At 66.2% G+C, this 19277-nt stretch carries 20 protein-coding genes and 1 tRNA gene; 14 read left to right on the plus strand and 7 right to left on the minus strand.

What is annotated here, in order from left to right; genetic code table 11:
• The 4 genes from ACFE7K_RS06110 to fabG form a co-directional block, all read right to left on the minus strand.
• Nucleotides 1-250: beta-ketoacyl synthase N-terminal-like domain-containing protein (locus ACFE7K_RS06110; protein ID WP_375397290.1), on the minus strand; the 250-nt coding region annotated here is incomplete at its 3' end.
• A 119-nt stretch (nt 251-369) separates the two neighbouring features.
• The gene (locus ACFE7K_RS06115; protein WP_375397291.1) at nt 370-606 is read right to left on the minus strand and encodes an acyl carrier protein; all 237 of its coding nucleotides are present in this window, start codon (nt 604-606) and stop codon (nt 370-372) included.
• A gap of 128 nt (nt 607-734) precedes the next feature.
• Nucleotides 735-1304 (minus strand): hypothetical protein, encoded by a 570-nt coding sequence (locus tag ACFE7K_RS06120; RefSeq protein ID WP_375397292.1) that lies wholly within the window; start codon nt 1302-1304, stop codon nt 735-737.
• The gene (fabG, locus tag ACFE7K_RS06125) at nt 1301-2038 is read right to left on the minus strand and encodes a 3-oxoacyl-[acyl-carrier-protein] reductase (protein ID WP_375397293.1); all 738 of its coding nucleotides are present in this window, start codon (nt 2036-2038) and stop codon (nt 1301-1303) included. The genes ACFE7K_RS06120 and fabG overlap by 4 nt, the downstream gene beginning before the upstream one ends.
• Before the next feature lie 75 nt (nt 2039-2113).
• On the opposite strand from fabG, the gene ACFE7K_RS06130 reads away from it, so the two are divergent.
• Together ACFE7K_RS06130 and ACFE7K_RS06135 are read left to right on the plus strand one after the other, a co-directional pair.
• Complete coding sequence (locus tag ACFE7K_RS06130) at nt 2114-2374, plus strand: hypothetical protein (RefSeq protein ID WP_375397294.1); 261 nt, start codon at nt 2114-2116, stop codon at nt 2372-2374.
• 20 nt (nt 2375-2394) lie between these two features.
• Entirely contained in the window at nt 2395-2760 is a 366-nt protein-coding gene (locus ACFE7K_RS06135) for a hypothetical protein (RefSeq protein WP_375397295.1), read from the plus strand.
• On the opposite strand, the gene fabD is transcribed toward ACFE7K_RS06135, so the two are convergent.
• Entirely contained in the window at nt 2757-3692 is a 936-nt protein-coding gene (gene fabD, locus ACFE7K_RS06140) for an ACP S-malonyltransferase (RefSeq protein WP_375397296.1), read from the minus strand. The genes ACFE7K_RS06135 and fabD overlap by 4 nt on opposite strands.
• 195 nt (nt 3693-3887) lie before the next feature.
• Between fabD and ACFE7K_RS06145 the strand changes: the two genes are divergently transcribed.
• The 4 genes from ACFE7K_RS06145 to rplI all read left to right on the plus strand — a co-directional run bounded on the left by ACFE7K_RS06145 (nt 3888) and on the right by rplI (nt 5672).
• Entirely contained in the window at nt 3888-4241 is a 354-nt protein-coding gene (locus tag ACFE7K_RS06145) for an RcnB family protein (protein WP_375397297.1), read from the plus strand.
• 160 nt (nt 4242-4401) lie between these two features.
• Nucleotides 4402-4827 (plus strand): 30S ribosomal protein S6, encoded by a 426-nt coding sequence (gene rpsF, locus ACFE7K_RS06150; RefSeq protein WP_375397298.1) that lies wholly within the window; start codon nt 4402-4404, stop codon nt 4825-4827.
• 11 nt (nt 4828-4838) lie between these two features.
• Nucleotides 4839-5063, plus strand: coding sequence for a 30S ribosomal protein S18 (gene rpsR / locus ACFE7K_RS06155; protein ID WP_066583513.1), 225 nt, complete (start codon nt 4839-4841; stop codon nt 5061-5063).
• 12 nt (nt 5064-5075) lie between these two features.
• Nucleotides 5076-5672: a 50S ribosomal protein L9 gene (gene rplI, locus ACFE7K_RS06160; RefSeq protein ID WP_375397299.1), complete on the plus strand. Its 597-nt coding sequence runs from the start codon at nt 5076-5078 to the stop codon at nt 5670-5672.
• A gap of 454 nt (nt 5673-6126) precedes the next feature.
• Here rplI and mutL read toward each other — a convergent pair whose 3' ends face one another.
• Nucleotides 6127-7887: a DNA mismatch repair endonuclease MutL gene (gene mutL, locus ACFE7K_RS06165; protein ID WP_375397300.1), complete on the minus strand. Its 1761-nt coding sequence runs from the start codon at nt 7885-7887 to the stop codon at nt 6127-6129.
• 142 nt (nt 7888-8029) lie between these two features.
• Between mutL and ACFE7K_RS06170 the strand changes: the two genes are divergently transcribed.
• From ACFE7K_RS06170 to ACFE7K_RS06205, 8 genes are all read left to right on the plus strand, one after another.
• Nucleotides 8030-9073 carry a rod shape-determining protein gene (locus tag ACFE7K_RS06170; RefSeq protein WP_375397376.1) on the plus strand — a complete coding sequence of 348 codons (1044 nt, stop codon included), beginning with the start codon at nt 8030-8032 and terminating at the stop codon, nt 9071-9073.
• Between the two features lie 35 nt (nt 9074-9108).
• Nucleotides 9109-9981: a rod shape-determining protein MreC gene (gene mreC / locus ACFE7K_RS06175; protein ID WP_375397301.1), complete on the plus strand. Its 873-nt coding sequence runs from the start codon at nt 9109-9111 to the stop codon at nt 9979-9981.
• On the plus strand, nt 9978-10487 hold the full coding sequence (gene mreD / locus ACFE7K_RS06180) for a rod shape-determining protein MreD (protein WP_375397302.1): 510 nt from the start codon (nt 9978-9980) through the stop codon (nt 10485-10487). The genes mreC and mreD overlap by 4 nt, the downstream gene beginning before the upstream one ends.
• Complete coding sequence (gene mrdA, locus ACFE7K_RS06185) at nt 10484-12544, plus strand: penicillin-binding protein 2 (RefSeq protein ID WP_375397303.1); 2061 nt, start codon at nt 10484-10486, stop codon at nt 12542-12544. The genes mreD and mrdA overlap by 4 nt, the downstream gene beginning before the upstream one ends.
• Complete coding sequence (gene rodA / locus ACFE7K_RS06190; protein WP_375397304.1) at nt 12541-13668, plus strand: rod shape-determining protein RodA; 1128 nt, start codon at nt 12541-12543, stop codon at nt 13666-13668. Before mrdA ends, rodA begins: the two co-directional genes overlap by 4 nt.
• A gap of 113 nt (nt 13669-13781) precedes the next feature.
• Nucleotides 13782-13857 (plus strand) — tRNA-Lys (locus ACFE7K_RS06195).
• 184 nt (nt 13858-14041) lie between these two features.
• Nucleotides 14042-14284 carry a hypothetical protein gene (locus tag ACFE7K_RS06200; protein WP_375397305.1) on the plus strand — a complete coding sequence of 81 codons (243 nt, stop codon included), beginning with the start codon at nt 14042-14044 and terminating at the stop codon, nt 14282-14284.
• 70 nt (nt 14285-14354) lie between these two features.
• Nucleotides 14355-15386: a DUF2971 domain-containing protein gene (locus ACFE7K_RS06205; RefSeq protein ID WP_375397306.1), complete on the plus strand. Its 1032-nt coding sequence runs from the start codon at nt 14355-14357 to the stop codon at nt 15384-15386.
• Nucleotides 15387-15392: 6 nt separating this feature from the next.
• On the opposite strand, the gene ACFE7K_RS06210 is transcribed toward ACFE7K_RS06205, so the two are convergent.
• Nucleotides 15393-19271, minus strand: a complete 3879-nt coding sequence (locus ACFE7K_RS06210) for a hypothetical protein (RefSeq protein ID WP_375397307.1) — start codon at nt 19269-19271, stop codon at nt 15393-15395.
• Nucleotides 19272-19277 lie beyond the last annotated feature (6 nt).

Here is a 19277-nt window from a genome sequence, read left to right on the forward strand (position 1 = left end):
CAATGCCATAGACGATGAACGGATCGACCTGGCGCTGGACCTTGTGGTCGACGCGTCTGTTCGGATCGAACCCATATTCGTGGCCGGCCGGCTTGACCTCGCACGCGTAATTGGTCTGGAAATCGGTCGCGTCGAACCGGGTGATCGTGCCCGCCCCGGATTTGCCGGCAACCAGGTTCTTCCAGGCGGTTTCGACATCGGTGCCCAGCGGGGTCACCAGGCCCAGGCCGGTCACGACTACGCGGCGCATGGCTTTCTCCATTGTCCGTCGTCAACAAACCGAAACGGCCCCCCGCCCCCGGTATTGCCCTGGGATGGGGAGCCGATCGTCACGCATTACCCGCCGCGGCGCGCGCCCCGGCCCGGAGTTCAGCCCTTGTGCTCGTCGATATAGGTGATCGCATCCTGCACGGTGGTGATCTTTTCGGCGGCATCGTCGGGAATCTCGACGCCGAATTCCTCCTCGAATGCCATGACCAGTTCGACGATGTCGAGGCTGTCGGCGTCCAGGTCTTCGATGAAGCTCGACTCCTTGGTGACATTCTCACGCTCGGCGCCGAGGTGCTCGACGACGATGTTGATGACCCGGTCGGCTGTGTCGCTCATTCGTCGCTTCCCTTTCTAGCCTTGGGGTGCCAGACCCCATGGTGCCGACCGCACGTAGAACGCGCACCGGACGCTTGCAAGGGCGTGGCGTCGGCAGGCGCGAGAACCCCTCCCGCTCCCGCCCTGCGTCAGGCGGCGGTGAAGTCCTGCGGATAGTATTCGATGCCGGACAGCGACGCAAACAACGTGACGATGTGGCGGATGGCCGCGTCGCGGGTCGCGGGGGTGACCGGGGGTGCGCTGACCAACGTGGCGATCTTCGCCAGCACCGCGTCGGTCATCCTGTCGGAACCGGTCAGGCTGTGCCGATCGGCCGGCGCCAGGGTCGCGAACGCCGCGGCCAGCACAAGGGGATCAAAGCCGTCGGTGCGCAGCACGGAATCGGCGCCGATCCGGGCGGCGCGCGCCTGGGTAAACGAATCGGCCAGCGCCGTCGCCCGCTCGGTCCACCTGTTGTCCGCACGGCAGCCATCGCGCGCCGCCGTCAGGGCGTCGCGATCGAGGTCGAGCGCGCCGTCATACGATCCACCGGCATCGATCGCGGCGATCAGCCGCCCGCCGATCCGCGTCATCGCCGCTGGTCCCAGCCTTGCCTCGATACAGCCGATGGTAGTGACGTCGGCGGCAGCCGCCGGCTGAACGGACACCAGCAGGGCGATGAAGGTGGCCGGCGCGGCCAGGGCTCGCAGCGCAATCACGGCATCGCCATCCCGCCATTGACGTGCAGCGTCTGGCCGGTGACATAGCCGGCCTCGCGCGACGCCAGATAGACCACCGCCGCGCCGACATCCTCACCCCGACCGAGATCACCGGCGGGAATGCGCTTCAGCAGCGCCGTCTTCTGCGCTTCCGGCAGGACGTCGGTCATCGCCGAGCGGATGAAGCCCGGCGCGACGCAATTGACGGTGATGTTGCGGCTGGCGAGTTCCTGCGCCAGCGCCTTGGACATGCCGACCAGCCCCGCCTTCGACGCGGCGTAATTGGCCTGGCCGGCATTGCCGGTTACCCCGACCACGCTGGCGATCGAGATGACGCGGCCGAACCGCGCCTTCATCATCGGCTTGGCGGCGGCGCGGGCCAGGCGGAACGCGGCCTCCAGGTTGACGCGGATGACCGTGTCCCACTCCTCGTCCTTCATCCGCATCGCCAAATTGTCGCGGGTGATCCCGGCATTGTTGACCAGGATGTCGAGCTTGCCGAGTGCGGCGATCGCCGCCGGCACCAGCGCGTCGACGGCCGCGCCGTCGGACAGGTCGCAAGCCAGGGCCGTGTGATCGTCGCCCAGCGAGGCGCGGAAATCCTCCAGCTTGCCGGCGTTCGATCCCGACAGCGCCAGCCGGGCCCCCTGCCCGGCCAGCGCGTGCGCGATCGCCGAGCCGATCCCTCCGCTCGCGCCGGTCACCAGTGCGGTCATGCCTGTCAGGTCGAACATCGCAGCGCCTGTCCCAACGTCTTTTCACCAGCCGCCGGTTGCCTTATAGTCGGATGCGAACAAGGAATAGAGCCGATGCAGAATTCCGATGCGATGTTGGCCGACGCGATCAAGTCGCAATCCGTCACCTCCGATGCGACCCTGGAGGCGACGACCGTCAGGCTGCCGCCGGACGTGCTCGAATATCTGCGGACCACTGCCGAAAAACGCGGCGTGTCGACCGGCGACATGCTGCGCATTGCCCTCGGCACCCAGAAATTCCTGGCCGAAGCGGTCAGCAACGGGGCGAAAGTACAGCTGAACCTCAAGGGCAGCATGACCGACGTGGCGATCTAGGATGCAGCAAGGGGGGTAAAATGGCGGAGGCGGGTTCGGGTACACCAAGCGATCTGGACAGCGAAACGAAGAAAGGCGCCGAGACGCCTTCGCCCACCATTACCTCGTTCGTTCCACCCACCAAGACCTTACCCGATACCATGGTACGAATGTGGGTCAGCTACGCCTTGCTGCTGTTGCTTGCGGTAATCGTGCTCGCTGCCTTTTACGCCCTGTTCCAAATCAATGGCCATCCACCCCAGCCGAACACGGACGACAATGCCGCGGACGCCAGTCGCCTGATGAGCCTGATGAATGTCGTCTTCGGGCCAATCGTCACGCTGTTCAGCTCGGTGGTCGGCTTCTACTTCGGCGCCCGCACGGCCAAGGAGGGGGCTGGCAGCTAAAGGGTTTTCGCCAGCGCCTCGATATCGTCCATCGTCACCACGCTGGCGACCATCGCGTCGGGGCTCGTGCGCTTGACCATCGGACCCAGCACCTTGCCGCCAAGCTCGACGAAGCGGTCGACCCCCGCCGCCGCCATGGCCAGCACCGATTCGCGCCAGCGCACCATGCCGGTCACCTGCTCGACCAGCAGCGCGCGGATCGCGTCGGGATCACTGACCGGGGCGGCGGTGACATTGGCGTAGAGCGGGACCAGCGGCGAATCGATCGCCGCCGTCGCCAGGGCTCGAGCCATCGTATCGGCCGCGGGCTGCATCAGCGGGCAGTGGAACGGCGCGGAGACCGGCAGCAGCACCGCCCGCTTGGCGCCGTGGTCCTTGGCGATCACGACCGCACGTTCGATCGCGCCGCGCGTGCCGGAGATCACCACCTGCGACGGATCGTTGTCGTTGGCGACCGTACAGACCTCGCCCTCGGCCGCTGCATCGGCGATCGCGCGTGCCCTGGCAAGGTCGACGCCGAGCAGCGCGGCCATTGCTCCCTGCCCCACCGGGACCGCCGCCTGCATCGCGCGCCCACGCAGATTGAGCAGCCGCGCGGTTTCCGCCAGCGCCAGCGCACCCACCGCACACAAAGCGGCATATTCGCCAAGCGAATGGCCCGCGACGAAATCCGCCTTCTGGGACAGCGCGATACCGCCCTCCTGTTCGAGCACCCTTAGCGTTGCGATGGCGTTCGCCATGATCGCCGGCTGGGCGTTCTCGGTCAGCTGCAGTTCGTCCTCCGGCCCCTCGGCCATCAGCCGCGACAGATGCTGGCCCAGTGCATCGTCGACTTCCTGGAAAATCGCGCGCGCCGCGGGGCTGGCGTCGGCTAGCGCTCGGCCCATGCCGACCGCCTGGCTGCCCTGGCCGGGAAAGATGAAGGCGCGCATGATCCTCTCCTTATACGCCCGTGGCCGTAGAAAGCCGCGCCGACCTGCGCAAGTGTAGGCCAAGCTGAATGCCTATTCAGCCCGGCGATGATTCTGCGACAATTGGCGACCATTGGTGATTGCTGGCGCGATACATTCGCGACACGCAATGCCCACATCCATGTCGTCGCCATGATGGCGCAATGGAGGTTTGAGATGTTTCGCAAGTTCCTGCTCGGCACGGTTGCCGTATCGCTCCTCGCCAGCCCGCTGGCGATCGTCCCGGCGTCGGCTCAGCCGCAGCGTGAAGCGCGCAACGGCGATGGCCGCCGCGATGATCGCGGGGTCGAGACGCGGCGGCCCGCCGGTCCCCAATATCGCACCTGGCGGTCGGGCCAGCGCTTCGATCGCCGCTATGCGCCGCAATATCGCGAGATCAACTACCGCTCCTATCGCGGTCTCCGCCAGCCGCCGCGCGGCTATCACTGGGTCCGCTCGGGCAACGACGCCGTGCTGGTCGCGGTGACCACCGGCGTGATCGCCTCGGTCATTGCCGGCGCGATCCGCTGATCCGCCAGGGTTGCAAATCGGGCGGTTTCGCGTAAGGAACCGTTACAGCCGGGGCGGGGAGCCAGTCTCCCTGCCCCGATCCTGTTTGAGCAGACGACAGCCGGAGGGGCCGTTCGCATAGGGCAACGGTCAGCGATCGGCCAAGACTTGAGGACGAGACATGGCTCTGTACGAGCATGTGTTCCTTGCGCGCCAGGACCTGGCACAGGCGCAGGTGGACACGCTGGCGGAAACCGCCACAAAGATCATCGAGGATAATCAGGGCCGGGTCGTCAAGACCGAAACCTGGGGCCTGCGCAGCCTGGCCTATCGCATCGCCAAGAATCGCAAGGCGCATTACGTGATGCTCGAGATCGACGCGCCGGGATCGGTGATCGTCGAGCTGGAGCGCCAGACCCAGATCAACGAGGACGTCATCCGCTACATGACCGTCAAGGTCGATGCCCATGAGGCCGGACCGACGGTGATGATGCGCAAGGGTGATCGCGAGCGTGGCCGTGACCGTGATCGGGGCGACCGCCCCGACCGTGGGGATCGGCCCGATCGTGGTGACCGCGGCCCGCGCGGCGGCTTTGACGGCGAATAAGGAGTAACGACATGGCAAGACCCTTTTTCCGCCGCCGCAAGAGCTGTCCGTTCTCCGCAAAGGACGCGCCCCGGATCGACTATAAGGACGTCCGGCTGCTCCAGGGCTTCGTTTCCGAGCGTGGCAAGATCGTTCCCTCGCGGATCACGTCGGTGAGCGCGAAGAAGCAGCGCGAGCTTGCCCAGGCGATCAAGCGCGCCCGTCACCTGGGCCTGCTGCCCTACCTCGTAAAGTAAGGAGCGGATACGATGGACGTCATCCTGCTGGAACGCGTCGAGAAGCTCGGCGCCATCGGCGACGTGGTCAAGGTGAAGGACGGCTTTGCCCGCAACTATCTGCTGCCCAACAAGAAGGCCCTGCGAGCCAACGACGCCAACAAGAAGGTGTTCGAAGCCGGCCGCGCGCGGATCGAGGCGGAGAACGCCGCGCGTCGCGGCGATGCCGAAAAGGATGCCAACACCTTCGCGGGCGCCAGTGTCATGCTCATCCGCCAGGCGTCGAACACCGGCCAGCTATATGGCTCGGTCGCAGTGCGCGATCTGGTCGAGGCGCTGGTCGCCGATGGCCACAAGGTCACCAAGAGCCAGATCGTGCTCGACAAGCCGATCAAGGCGATCGGGCTGTACCAGGTCAAGATCCAGCTTCACCCCGAAGTCGCGGTCGTCGTGAAGATCAACGTCGCGCGCTCGCCCGAAGAAGCCGAGATGCAGGCGCAGGGCGTCGACGTCATGGCCGTCATGTTCGAGAAGGACGAGGCGGGCTTCGTCGAAGCCTATGATCCCAACGCCGAACCGGGCGAGATCGCCAACATGCCGGCAGGCGAGCGCGACCCCCGCGAGGGCTGATCACCCGACGGCAACAGGGTCGCCCGGTGGCTATCGGGCGGCCTTGTTGCCGTACGCTATCACTTACCATCGGGATGCCGCGCCCGCCCGTCAGGGCGATGTCACGCACGCGCCCAGCACGGCGGCCAGCGGGATCAGCGCGAAGACGATGGGCATGATCTTGTTCACGGTCTTGGTTCCAGCACGGTTTCACTTACCTGATGCGGGTCAAATGCGCAGCAACGGCAAAGGTTTCGCTCGGCTGAACGGACAGCGCCGGCGTGCCGGAACGGAACGGTCGCGCAGCCGGCTGAGCCAGCTGGCAATGTAGGATTTCATCCGATATCATGCCCGATCGCGTTTCTCTTCGACGTTGCCGTTTGTTAGGGATTTCTGGTATTTACAAGCGCCGAGGGTGTGAACTTTCGTGAACTTTGGCCATGCGGGCGCCGGTATGCTTTGCCATGCCCTCCCCTCATTTCCGCCCGAACAGCTTCTCGATATCGCCATGCGCCAGCTTTACCCAGGTCGGGCGGCCGTGATTGCACTGGCCCGATCGCGGCGTCACTTCCATCTCGCGGAGCAGCGCGTTCATCTCGGCGACCGACAGGATGCGGCCGGCGCGCACCGATCCGTGGCACGCCATGGTCGCCGCGACATGATCGATCCGCTCCTTCAGCGTCAGCGCGTCGTCGAACGCCGTCAGGTCGTCGGCCAGGTCGGTCAGCAGGCCGGGGACGTCGCCCGGACCCAGCAGCGCCGGCGTCGCGCGGACCAGCATGGCGCGGGGGCCAAAGCGCTCGATCTCCAGCCCCAGCTCGGCGAGTTCGTCGACCCGCGCCTCCAGCCGGTCGCACGCCGGCTCGTCGAGTTCGACCACGTCGGCGATCAGCAGCACCTGCGCGGCGACCCGGCCGCCCGCCAGCGCGGCGCGCATGCGTTCGAGCACCAGCCGCTCATGCGCGGCATGCTGGTCGACCAGCACCAGTCCGTCCTCCGCTTCGGCGACGATATAGGTCTTCGCGACCTGGCCCCGCGCCACGCCCAGCGGATAATCGGCGCGGTCGGGCGGCGGCGCGACGGCGGCGTCGCCCCGCGCCAGCGGGGGCGGTGCAGCGAAGCCGTCGCGGCGATCGAACACCGCCGACTGGCGGGGCATCGTCGGCATGTCGCCGGCCTGCCACGGCATGGGACCGGCCGGCTCGGCCTGCCACGCCGTCATCGCGTCGGCCCCTGGCCGCTGGACGCTGCGGTGCCCGCCCTCGTCGAGCGCGCGGCGCAGCCCGCCGACGATCAGCCCGCGCACGGATTGCGGATCGCGGAAGCGGACTTCGGTCTTGGCCGGGTGGACGTTCACATCGACCTCGCCGGGCGGCAGGTCGAGGAACAGCGCGACGACCGGATGGCGGTCGCGCGCCAGCATCTCGGCATAGGCGCCGCGCACCGCACCGACGAGCAAGCGATCCTTCACCGGGCGGCCGTTGACGAACAGATATTGGTGATCGGCAATGCCACGATTGAACGTCGGCAGCCCGGCAACACCCCCCAGCCGGATGCCGTCACGCGCGAAATCGACCGCGACGCTGTTGGCGGCCAACGCGCGGTCGGTAAGCGCGGCGACCCGTGCCGGTCGTTCCTCGCCACCGACCGTGGACAGCGTGCGCCGCCCGTCATGCTCGACGCTGAACGCAATGTCGGGGCGCGCCATCGCCAGCCGGCGCACGATATCGAGGCACGCGGCATATTCGGCGCGTACCGAGCGCAGGAACTTGCGCCGTGCCGGCACCCGGGCGAACAGCCCGTCGACCCGCACCTGCGTGCCCAGCGGCATCGCCACCGGCCCGTCCTCCACCAGCACGCCATTGTCGACGATCCGCCGCCAGCCGTCGCCGCCCGCCATGCGGCTGTCGATCGTCAGCCGCGCGACGCTGGCGATCGACGGCAGCGCTTCGCCGCGAAAGCCCAACGTCTCGACCGCTTCGATGAACTCGTCGGGCAGTTTCGACGTGGCATGCCGCTCAAGCGCGAGCGCGATGTCGGCGGGCGTCATGCCGCCGCCGTCGTCGACCACCTCGATGGCGTCGGTGCCGCCCGCCGCCAGGCAGATGGCGATCCGCGCGGCACCGGCGTCGATCGCGTTTTCGACCAGTTCCTTCAGCGCGCTGGCGGGCCGTTCGACCACTTCGCCGGCGGCGATGCGATTGACCAGATGCTCGGGAAGCCGGCGTATTGACATGGGTGTGTTCCTAGCCCAATCGGCGCCATCCCGCGACCGCTAACGCAAGCACCCGGAGCCCGGATTGCAGGCTTGGCGGCAAGGAAAAAGCTATCGCGCACCAGCCGCCGATGCGGCTCGATCACGGACGGTGAACAACGACATGGTCTTCGGACGCTTCTTTAAATTCATGTCGCACGACATGGCGATCGATCTGGGGACCGCGAATACCGTTGTCTATCTGCGTGGGCGCGGCGTGGTGCTCAACGAGCCGTCGGTGGTCGCGGTGGAGACGATCAACGGGGTCAAGAAGGTCAAGGCGGTCGGCGACGATGCCAAGCTGATGATGGGCAAGACCCCCGATTCGATCCAGGCAATCCGTCCCCTGCGCGATGGCGTGATCGCCGACATCGATGTCGCCGAACAGATGATCAAGCATTTCATCACCAAGGCGCATGGCGGCCAGCGCCGTTTCCTGCGCTGGCCGCAGATCGTGATCTGCGTGCCGTCGGGCTCGACCAGCGTAGAGCGCCGCGCGATCCGCGACGCCGCCTCTAACGCCGGCGCCAGCCAGGTGTGGCTGATCGAGGAGCCGATGGCCGCCGCGATCGGTGCCGACATGCCGGTGACCGAGCCGATCGGGTCGATGGTCGTCGACATTGGCGGCGGCACGACCGAGGTCGCGGTGCTGTCGCTGCGCGGTCTCGCTTATACCACGTCGGTCCGCGTCGGTGGCGACAAGATGGACGAGGCGATCGTCAGCTATGTCCGCCGCAACCACAACCTGCTGATCGGCGAGGCCACCGCCGAGCGCATCAAGCAGGAGGTCGGCACTGCCAAGCCCCCGGCCGACGGCATCGGCATGACGATTCATATCAAGGGCCGCGACTTGGTCAACGGCGTTCCCAAGGAAATCCAGATCAACCAGGGCCAGATCGCCGAGGCGCTGAGCGAGCCCGTGGGGACTATAGTCGAGGGGGTCCGCATCGCGCTGGAAAATACCGCGCCCGAACTCGCCGCGGACATTGTTGACCAGGGCATCGTGCTGACCGGCGGCGGCGCGCTGCTCAAGGGCATAGACGAGGTGCTGCGCGACGAGACCGGCCTGCCCGTTACGATCGCCGACGATCCGCTGACCTGCGTCGCGATCGGCACCGGCCGCGCGCTGGAGGATCCGATCTTCCGCGGTGTTTTGCATAACGCCTGATCGACGGCCGACGGCATCGAGCGTAGGGGATATGGATGGCGCCGCCACGCAACCGGCGCCCGGGATTTTCGCGTCGGGCGCAATATAGTCTGTTCCTTGGCTACGTGATCGCGGTCGCGGGGTCTTTGGTGGGCGCCGGATTGCTGGTCGTGTCCGCGATCAACCCCCCGGCTTTTTCCGCACTGCGTGCAGGTGCCGGCGAACTGACGGCGCCGATCGGCTGGGGATTGGGCGCGGTAATCGGCGGCGTCGCCGCGTTGCCTAGCGATATCGGCGGCTATTTCGGGGTGCACAACGAAAATGTGCGCCTGAAGCAGGAACTCGCGGCCGAACGTGCGTCATTGCTGCGGGCACGGGCGCTGGCCTTCGAGAACCGCCGGCTCAAGCTGTTGCTTTCGTTGCGAGAGCCCGGCAGCGATCCGGTCGCCACGGCGCGGCTGGTCGGATCGTCGGCGTCGAGCACCCGCCGCTACGCCACGCTTTATGCCGGGCTGTTGCAAGGGCTGTGTGCCGGGCAGTCGGTGCGGGGCCCGTCGGGATTGATCGGGAGGGTGCTCGAAGCGGGGCCGAACACTGCACGGGTGCTTATGCTGGTCGACCCAGAAAGCATCGTCCCGGTCCGCCGCACGCGCGATGGCGCTGCCGGTTTCGCGGCCGGGCGTGGCGATACCCTGCTCGACGTCAAGCCGATCGCGCTGGCCAATGCCGAGTTCCAGCCCGGCGACGTGCTCGTCACCTCGGGCGTCGGCGGCATCTATCCCCCCAACATCCCGGTCGCTTTAGTCGTCAGCCGTAGTCGCGATGGCGCGCTGGCACGGCCGGTAGAGCATCCCGACGCGATGGACTTTGCCACCGTCCTGCCAGCCTATCTTCCTCCCCTGCCCCCGCCCGCGGAACCGGGCAGGTGACCCCGACAAACGGCGTTTTCGCCGAAAAGGCGACTCCGGTGGTCACCCGGCTTGCGCCGTCGGTTTCCGTCATCGTCGGGTCGCTGGTCACTGCGCTGCCGTTCGTCGCCACGTTCGGGTTCCTGCCGCCGTTCGGGCTGCTCGTCTTCCTGACGTGGCGGCTGTTGCGCCCGGATGTCTTTCGCGTCTGGGCGCCGCTCGGCTTCGGGTTCTTCGACGATCTGGTCAGCGGCCAGCCGCTGGGCAGCGCGATGCTGCTGTGGACATTGTCGTTCATCGTCCTCGACCTGCTCGATCGGCGGCTGGTCTATCGCGACTTCTGGCAGGACTGGCTGCTGGCGGGGGGCGCCGTCGCCTTGTGCCTGATCGGCGGGCGCTTGATCGCGACGCGGTTCGATGCGCATGTCGATACCGTGCTGCTGTTCCAGATCGCCATTTCGATCCTGTTCTATCCGCCGGCGGCGATGATCGTCGCTCGCCTGGCCCGGCGGAGCGCGCCGGATTGAACCGGCCGACCCGCCTCGTCACCGAGGCCGCGCAGGCCTACAGCTTTTCACGGCGTGCGGTGGTGCTGGGTGGCGCGCAGGCGGCGGTCGGCCTGGCGCTGGCGGGCCGGATGGCGTGGCTGGCGATCGCGGAAAACGAGCATTACCGGCTGCTCGCCGAAAGCAATCGCGTCAACCTGACGATGGTCCCGCCGCGCCGCGGCTGGATGATCGACCGCGCCGGCCGGCCGATCGCCACCAACCGCACCGATTTCCGCGTCGACATCATCCCGGACCGGCTGGCCGACAAGGACCGCGTGCTGGCGCTGCTCAAGCAGATCCTCGCGCTGCCCGACGAGCAGGTCGCGCGGATCGATACCGACCTGCGGCGCGCGGCGGGCTTCCAGCCGGTCCCGGTCGCCGAGAATCTCGACTGGGAACGCTTTGCCGCGGTGCAGGTGCGCCTGCCCGAACTGCCCGGCGTCGCGCCGACGCGCGGCTATTCGCGCAGCTATCCCGCCGGCCCCGCGGTCGCCCATTTGACCGGCTATGTCGGCGCCGCGTCGGCCGAACAATATCAGAAGAGCAAGGACCCCTTGTATATCACGCCGGGGTTCAAGATCGGCAAGGACGGGCTGGAAAAGGCGCTGGAGCCGGCATTGCGCGGCACGCCGGGCGCCAAGCGCATCGAGGTCACCGCACGCGGCAAGCTGGTCCGCGAACTCGCCACCCGGCCCGACCGCCCCGGCGAGACGCTGCGCCTGACGATCGACGCCGGCTTGCAGGAATATGCCGCGCGCCGGCTCGGCACCAATTCGGGGTCGGCGGTGGTGTTCGATTGCTTGACCGGCGAAATGCTGGCGATGGTGTCGATGCCGGCTTATGATCCCAACAGCTTTTCGGATGGGATCAGCCATCTCGAATGGAAGATGCTGTCGGACAACGACCATGTGCCCTTGATGAACAAGGTGCTGCAGGGGCTGTACCCGCCGGGATCGACGGTCAAGCCGATGAACGGACTGGCGCTGCTCGAGGCCGGGGTCAGCCCGACCGACCGGATCAGCTGTTCGGGATCGCTGCGCGTCGGCAACGGCATCTTCCACTGCCACAAGCGTGGCGGTCATGGCGCGCTCGATCTCAAGCACGCGATCATGTACAGCTGCGACATCTATTTCTACGAGATGGTCCGCAGGCTCGGCTATGACCGCGTGGCGCCGGTCGCGCGGCTGGTCGGGCTGGGCGAGAAGTTCGACCTGCCCTTTTCCACGCAGCGTTATGGCACGGTGCCCGACAGCGTGTGGAAGCTGAAGAAGTACAAGGCCGACTGGACCGTCGCTGATTCGCTCAACGCGTCGATCGGTCAGGGCTATGTTCTCGCCAATCCGCTCCAGTTGGCGGTGATGGCCTCACGGATCGCCTCGGGCCGCGCGCTGCGCCCGACGCTGATCAAGCGCGCCGACAATCGCGCCAGCCCCCTGGCGATCGCGCCCGACCATTTGGCGCTCGTCCGCGACGCGATGTTCGCTGTGGTCAACGAAGGCGGCACGGGCGGCGCGGCGCGGATGCAGGTGCCGGGCGTCGGCCTTGCCGCCAAGACCGGTACCGCCCAGGTGCGCCGCATCACCATGGCCGAACGCGCCGGCGGGGTGCTCAAGAACGCATCGCTGCCGTTCAAGCTGCGCGACCACGCGCTGTTCGTCTGCTTCGCCCCTGCCGACAATCCGCGCTATGCCGCCGCCGTGGTGCTCGAACATGGCGGGCACACCGTCCGCAACCTCGATACGCCGATGATCGGGCGCGACATCATGACGTATCTGTTCGATCGTGAGCGTGCGCTCAAGTCGCTGGCGGAGGTCGAAGCAACGTGGGGCGGCGATATCCAGATGCGGATGGCCGCCGAAACCGCGGCGTACAAGGCCAGCCTGTCGGCGGTGCAGGCCGCACAGACCGAGGCGACGGCGACCGCGCCGACCGATGCTCCGGCGGTCGAAGCCGCCACCGACCAGGCCAATGCCACTGCCGCCGTAATCGCCAATTCGGACAGTGCCGCGGTCGGATCGCGCGAGAGCGACCAGTGAACCGTACGTCGTCGGCCGTGTTGGGCTTCGTGCCCGAGCCGCTTGCCCAGCTGCCATGGCGGATCATTCTGCTGGTGCTCGCCATCGGCTGTTTCGGGCTGGTCGTGCTTTATTCGGCGGCCAGCGGCCATATCCGGCCCTGGGCATTGTCGCAGGGCATCCGCCTGGTCGCCTTCCTCGCCGCCGCAACCATCCTGTCGCGGGTGCGCGAGCGCGTATGGACCGCGGTCAGCTTTCCCGCTTACGGCGTGCTGCTCGCCCTGCTGGTCGCGGTCGAACTGCTCGGCAAGATCGCCGGCGGCGGGCAGCGCTGGCTCGACCTCGGACTGATCCGTCTCCAGCCGTCGGAGTTGATGAAGCCGTGCATCGTCCTCGCCTGCGCACGCTTCTACCAGATGCTGCCGCCCAACGAGACGCGCAAATTCTCGGCGATCTGGCCGGCCTGCGTGCTGATCGGATTGCCGGCCGGGCTGGTCATCCTTCAGCCCGATCTGGGCACCGCGCTGATGATCGCGTTCGGCGGGGTCACCGTGATGTTCCTGGCCGGTGTGCCGCTGCGGCTGTTCATCGGCGGGGCGCTTGGGCTCGCTGTCGCCGCCCCGCTGGCGATCAATTATGTCCTCCACGATTATCAGCGCAATCGCATCATGATCTTCCTCGATCCCGAAAGCGATCCGCTGGGCACCGGCTATCACATCAGCCAGTCGAAGATCGCGATCGGATCGGGCGGCATCTTCGGCAAGGGCTTCCTGCAGGGAACGCAGAGCCACCTCGACTATCTGCCCGAGGGCCATACCGACTTCGTGTTCGCAACGATGGCCGAGGAATGGGGGCTGGCGGGCGGCCTGTTGCTGATCCTGGCGTTCTTCATCGTCATCGGTTGGGGAGTTTCGGTCGCAATTCACGCGCGGACCCGCTTTGCCCGGCTTACCGCGGCGGGCCTTGCCTCGACGATCTTTTTCTACGTCGCGATCAACCTGGCGATGGTGATGGGGCTAGCGCCGGTGGTCGGCATCCCGCTACCGCTGGTCAGCTTCGGCGGGTCGGCGCAGATGACCACGATGCTGTGCCTGGGCATCCTGATGTCGATCGACCGCCAGAACCGACAGCAGGCCGACTGGTAGCGCCGTTTTGCCCCGCGCCCCGGGAAAAAGGGGTTTGCAAAGCCCGGACTCGATGCTAACCGCCTCGCTCCCCGACCGGGAACCGCCCCCCGCGGCCTCTCGCCAATCGGCCCGGACGCATAGCTCAGTTGGTAGAGCAGCTGACTCTTAATCAGCGGGTCCTTGGTTCGAGCCCAAGTGCGTCCACCAAAATCCCTAATGGTATCAAGTAGATAGCGGAAAAGCCCTCCGGGGCTGGAGCCCGGCTTGCGCTATGGGCTCCACATGGGCTCCACCGCCAAGATGGGCTCCGAACGTGATTGTAGCACTACGATATTTATTTTCGTGAGCGCTCCGACTTGACCGTGTGTTCCATATTTGTTCTCATAGGCGGATGAGACGAATCGACGATGACGCTTTGACCCTGCACTTCGAAGTTGCCTTGGCCGCTGCCGAGCCGAGCCTTATGGGCGAGCTTCAGCAGGGCGACCGCTTTCGCCGAAGTGCGGCCGTTTCTGCTCTGGCTTACCACCTCGCCGATCGGATGCGTTGCTTCGATATCGCGTTTGACGAAGGCCAGGGCGGCCGGGCCGAACAGCCTTCGCTTTTTCCCGACGATCTCCAGCCGATCGGTTGACGCGACGGCCGGAAGCGTTTTTGCTACCATGCTGCGCTCTACGGTTCCGTATGATTAGGATCGTCTGCGCATGGCACTTCGCCTCGTCACTCACTGCTCTTCCGGCTTCGCGGACATGTTCTTTTCAAGCGAAACCGGTGAGGTGCATTATTTAGGACCCGAAGACCCTAAATGGGTGTCACTAGAAGGGTTGTCTTATCCGACGATCGCGAAGCCATTCGCACCGTCGACCTACAACGACTGTTTCTTCTCATTTCCTAGAGGAGATATTGTTGACGGGACACCGCCCGGACCCGGCCTGATCTATCACTACACCTCGCTCGATACGGCCAAGCTCATCTTGGAATCAAAGAAGCTGCGCCTTTCAAGGTTCGCCAACGCTAACGACGAATATGAGCGAAGCGAGTTATGGTTTGGCGTTTACTGCTCCGAGAACGATCGCAGCCCCGACGTCGCGATCAATGTCAGCCGCGAATTGACCGATCGCCTGCGCACTCATTGGTGTTTCGCGAGTTTTTCAACCGATGGCGGCGGCTGGAGCCAAGCCGCTGCGCCCGAAATTTATGACAGTGCCGGGTGGAAGCATCCGAGCATGTGGGCGCATTACAGCCAACGCCATAAAAAGACGTCTGATGGCGCTAGCCGCTTTCCGGGGGCCGTGCTCGTTTTCGAGCGAAAGAAGCTCATCGCTTCGGCACTCGAAGCATACAATGAGCGCACCATGATTTACGGCAATATTCGATATGTCGATGAAGGAGACAGCGAGCTAGCCGACAGCTTTTTCGTGAACCACGAAGACTACCTGAAACTCGGAGCCGACGAGTTGTCGGGGCACCTGCTAATGCAGTTTTGGCGATCCTACTATCTGACGAAGTTCAAAGGTTGGTCGTATGAATCGGAGGCTCGGCTTTTAATCAATTTGCCCCACGATGAGACCTGCTTCATTCCCATAGATACGGCTTTAGTTGAAGTAATGATCGGCGATGGTGCAACCGAAGATGAGTTGGAGAAAGCCGGAGCGCTAGCGGACGCCGTAGGCGCAAGTACCGGTATCGTTCGTTGGCGAAACGGCCTCCCGATCCGCGTTCCATTTGAACGCTAGGAACCGCTACTCGTCCGTTGTGAGCAGATCGAGCGCCTGTCGCATCCCGATATAGCTTTGGAACGGCACCAGTCGCTTCGCCGCTTCGGCCTGACTGTCGGTGATCGCGTCGCCAGTGGCCGCCCCGATCGGAGCGCCTGCCGCCTTCGACACGTCGGCGATCAGGCCAGCCGTGGGGCCGAGCAGCTTGCCAACTGGATCGACGCCGATACGCCGCACGCCCTGGCCGCTCTGCGGCGCGTCGGGAAACGCCGCCATGAGCGGGTCTTTCACCGGGTTGAAGCCGGTCATCGTGTCGGTCGTCGCGGCCGCCTCGATCGGCAGGGCGAAAAAGCCTGACGCATCCAGCGCCTCGCCGAGCAGATAGCCGGGATTGTCGGCCGCTTGCGTGAAGCGCTCGTATCGCTCGCCGCCCACCGCATAGGCGCGCAGCCAAGCGGAGAGCAGCCCGACAGACGTCATGCCGACCATCATGCTCGTGAACTGCGTTCTGCCCTCCTGCATGCCCCGGAGCAGCACTCGTTGATGCGAGGCGAGGTTGTAGGTGCGGAACTGAAGCAGCGCCTTGCCGAGCGGCGTATGGGCGAAGAGCGGCACGTCGCCGACGCTGCGCGTCACGACGACGCTATCCACCTCTTTCGACACGGCCGCTCGATAGGCGCGCACCGCGTTGCCGTCGCCCCATCGCTCCGTATTGGCCACGCGCACGCCATCGATCACCTCGCCATGCTCTGCGAACTCGCGCCCGATCCGGCCGGCCTGATCGCCGTCAATGCCGAGGTAGGCGAGGAAGCGGGCATCGTCCGCCCGGCCGGAGACGGCATCTAGGATACGGTTTTGCGACATAATCGACGCGATCGATTTCGACATATCAGTGAAGAGCGACATGCCGTTCCACTTCGAGCCGATGCGGGTGCCGTTCTGAAGCAGCCGCTCGATTGCCGTGCCGGAGCGGTAGGGATCGCCGATCTCGCCGAGCGTGGCGAGCCGGTTCTGAAGCACGCGCTCTGTGACCTGGCCGGCAAGCTGCGCCTCATGAACGGAAAGCTTCACGGCGTCGAGATTGCCGATCAGCGCCGGCACGCCTTCAGACATGAAACGCCCGACGCCCTGCGCCGTCGCGCCGCGATACAGATCGGAGAGGTTGGACAGCACGACGCGGCCCATGCTGCGGATATAGTTGAAGGCGGTGAGCCCGCGCACGATGCGGCCGAAGTCGCCGCCGTTCTCGGCGGCCTTGTAGGTGCCTCGGATCAGATCGCGCATGGCGGTCAAATCCTCGATCGCCCCCTTCTCATCATTGGCCAGCGTCTTCAGCCGGGCTTCGTCCGTCCCGGCGGCCGCGCGCAGATCGCCGTAGTCGCGCCGGATTGCGGTGATCTGATCGCTCATATCAGCGCGGCCGAAGCGGCGGGTTAGCTCCGTCTCCGCCGCCATCGTGCGGCCGTAGCGCTCGGCGACGGACAGCACGTTGCTATCGAGGAACGGCGTCACGAGCGCGTCGGGGATATTGAACGTGCGGTTCTTCATCGGCCCGCGCGTGATCGGCGTGAGATATTCGGGCAGTGCCTCGCCGCCGGAGATGGTGCGGCCGGTGAGCTTGTCGAAGACGCTATCGGCGATGTCGCGGGCGGCGTCGCTAAAGTCGGGTCGTGCGCCGCTGGCAAGATCGACGCCCTGGCCGCCATGCTTGATCTCCCACCGATCGTAGAAGTCGCGCTCCAGCTTGGCGCGCAGATCGGCGATGGTTTGAACGCGAGCGTCGATCTTCGCCGGATCGAGCCTTGCGAGCCGATCCTTTAGCCGCTGCGCTCGCTCTCCCCGCGCCAACGTCATATCGGACACCTCGCGCGCTGCGCCCTCCATCGCCTCGCGCAGTTCGGCCAGGGCGGCGTCGGGATCGAGTGCGTCGGCCGCTTCCAGCCGAGACGAGATGCTGTTCAGCCGTTCGTGCCGCGCCGCTTCCGCCGCTGCCTCGCGCTTCAGCCGTTCGGCCATGCCGGCCGGGGCATCGTCGCCGAGCCGATCCGCCGCGCGGGCGATCCGGTCCTGCGCCCGTTCGGAGCGTTGCACCACGTCGGCGAAGGCGGTGCGAAGATCGGACAGCTTGGCGGCGAGCTTGCCCGGATCGAGGCGCTGCGCTTCCCGTTCAAAGACGCGGCCGCGCGCGATCAGCCGCGTGAGACTGCGCGCATTGGCTTCCCCGATATCGGCCACGGCGTTCAGCGCGGTATCGGCGCGACTGGCCACGCCCGCATAGTTCATGTCGACCCGCCGCTGGCGGCCGCGCAGCGCTCCACGCTGCTTCAGGTAGAAGCGCAGCCCGTCACCACCCTCTGCGGCCACGCTGGCGGCCTCTGCGCGTGCGTCGCGCGCGGCGGCACGGTTGCCCGCCTTGTCGGCGGCCCGCGCCTGGCCGCGAAGCTCATTGATCCGCCCCGCGCGGTCGATCTGATCGGCGTTCGCCCCGTCCAGCTTGTCGGCGGCCGCCTCTATCTCCGACATGGCGGCGGTGCGTTCATCCGGCGATAGCCGAAGGTCCGCAAGTTCGCCGTCCAGTGCCGTGCTGCGCCGTTTCAGCGTGTCGACGCTCTCCGCATAATCGCCGGCGATCCGATCGCCGTAAAACCGGGTGACGATATCCTTGAACTCCGGCTCCCGTGCGGTGAGCGTCTCCCGGCTCCATACGCGCGACAGATAGCTCGCCGCCGTGTCGACGCCTACGTCGGCGGGAAGAAGTCCGAGGTCGATCGCTTCATTCTTGAAGGGATCGAACACCCGCTCGCGCCACGCCGACGCGGCCCGCGCGACGAACGGGTTCGCGTCGGCGTCGCCGTTTCGCATCGCGTTGCCGGTGGCCTCTTCGAAGTCCTGCCCGCTCATATTCGTGCCGGCCTTCTTCATCTCGGCATAGATGGCGTTATGCGCCTTCACGGCGTCGACCATGCGGGCGTTGTAGGTCGATCGCGCCAGTGTCTCGGCGGCCGCGCCGAGCGATCGGCCCTCGCCGTGCATCGTCTGATACAAGGTGTTTTCGGCGAGTTGCTGCGACACCTCGCGCGCGGCGGCGCTCTCCCTGAAGTTGGCACGCAGGTTCGGGCTGATCGCCTGCGTCGCCGACGCCAGCCGTTCCGCGCCCCGGCCGGCAACGGTCAGATCGGCCACGGTGGCGCGCTCGACGGCCGCCGCGCCGACGCTGCCCGGCTGCGAAGTGACGATGCCGTGCAACGCCCTGGCCGCGACGTCGTGCTCGCCGCGCGTGAGCAGCGCCGCCCCTCCGCCGAGAAGCCCGCCGAGCACGACGGACGCTCCGATGTTGACCGCACTCTCTTCGGCGGTGCGGGTTTCCTGCGTCAATTGCAGCGCGCCTTCCTGAAGCGCGGTCGACGCCCCGGCCACCGCGCCGACACGCACTGCCGTGCGCCCCAAGGCATATGCGCCCTTGCCAGCGGCCGCGACCTCCCCGCCGATCGGGATCAGGATCGTGGGATCGAGCACCGACGCGGCGATGCTGGCGATAACGCCGGTCGTGCCGGCGGCGGCCACGGTGCGCCGGTTGTCCTCTTCACGGTCAATCCGCTGTTTCAGCAAAGCGGTATATCGAGCGTTGTTCGAACTGACGAAGCTGCTCCAGCGCTCTTCGTATGGCGTGCCCTTGATATCGTTCCACGCGCTGTAGCCCGGATCGACGTCATTCGGCGTGCCGATCGTGTCGCGCAGGTAGGTGAAGGCGTTGACGACGCTGTTATCCGCACCGAAGGCAGCGCCGATCGTGGCGGCCAGCGTCGGGGCGGGGGCGCGCTGCTCTTCATCGTCGGGCAGCGCGACCGAGCCGATGTTCAGGGTAACAGCCGGTTGGACCCGGCGGGCGTCGACGAGGGACATGAAGGC

The sequence above is a fragment of the uncultured Sphingomonas sp. genome, assembly GCF_964244265.1.
GTDB lineage: Bacteria > Pseudomonadota > Alphaproteobacteria > Sphingomonadales > Sphingomonadaceae > Sphingomonas.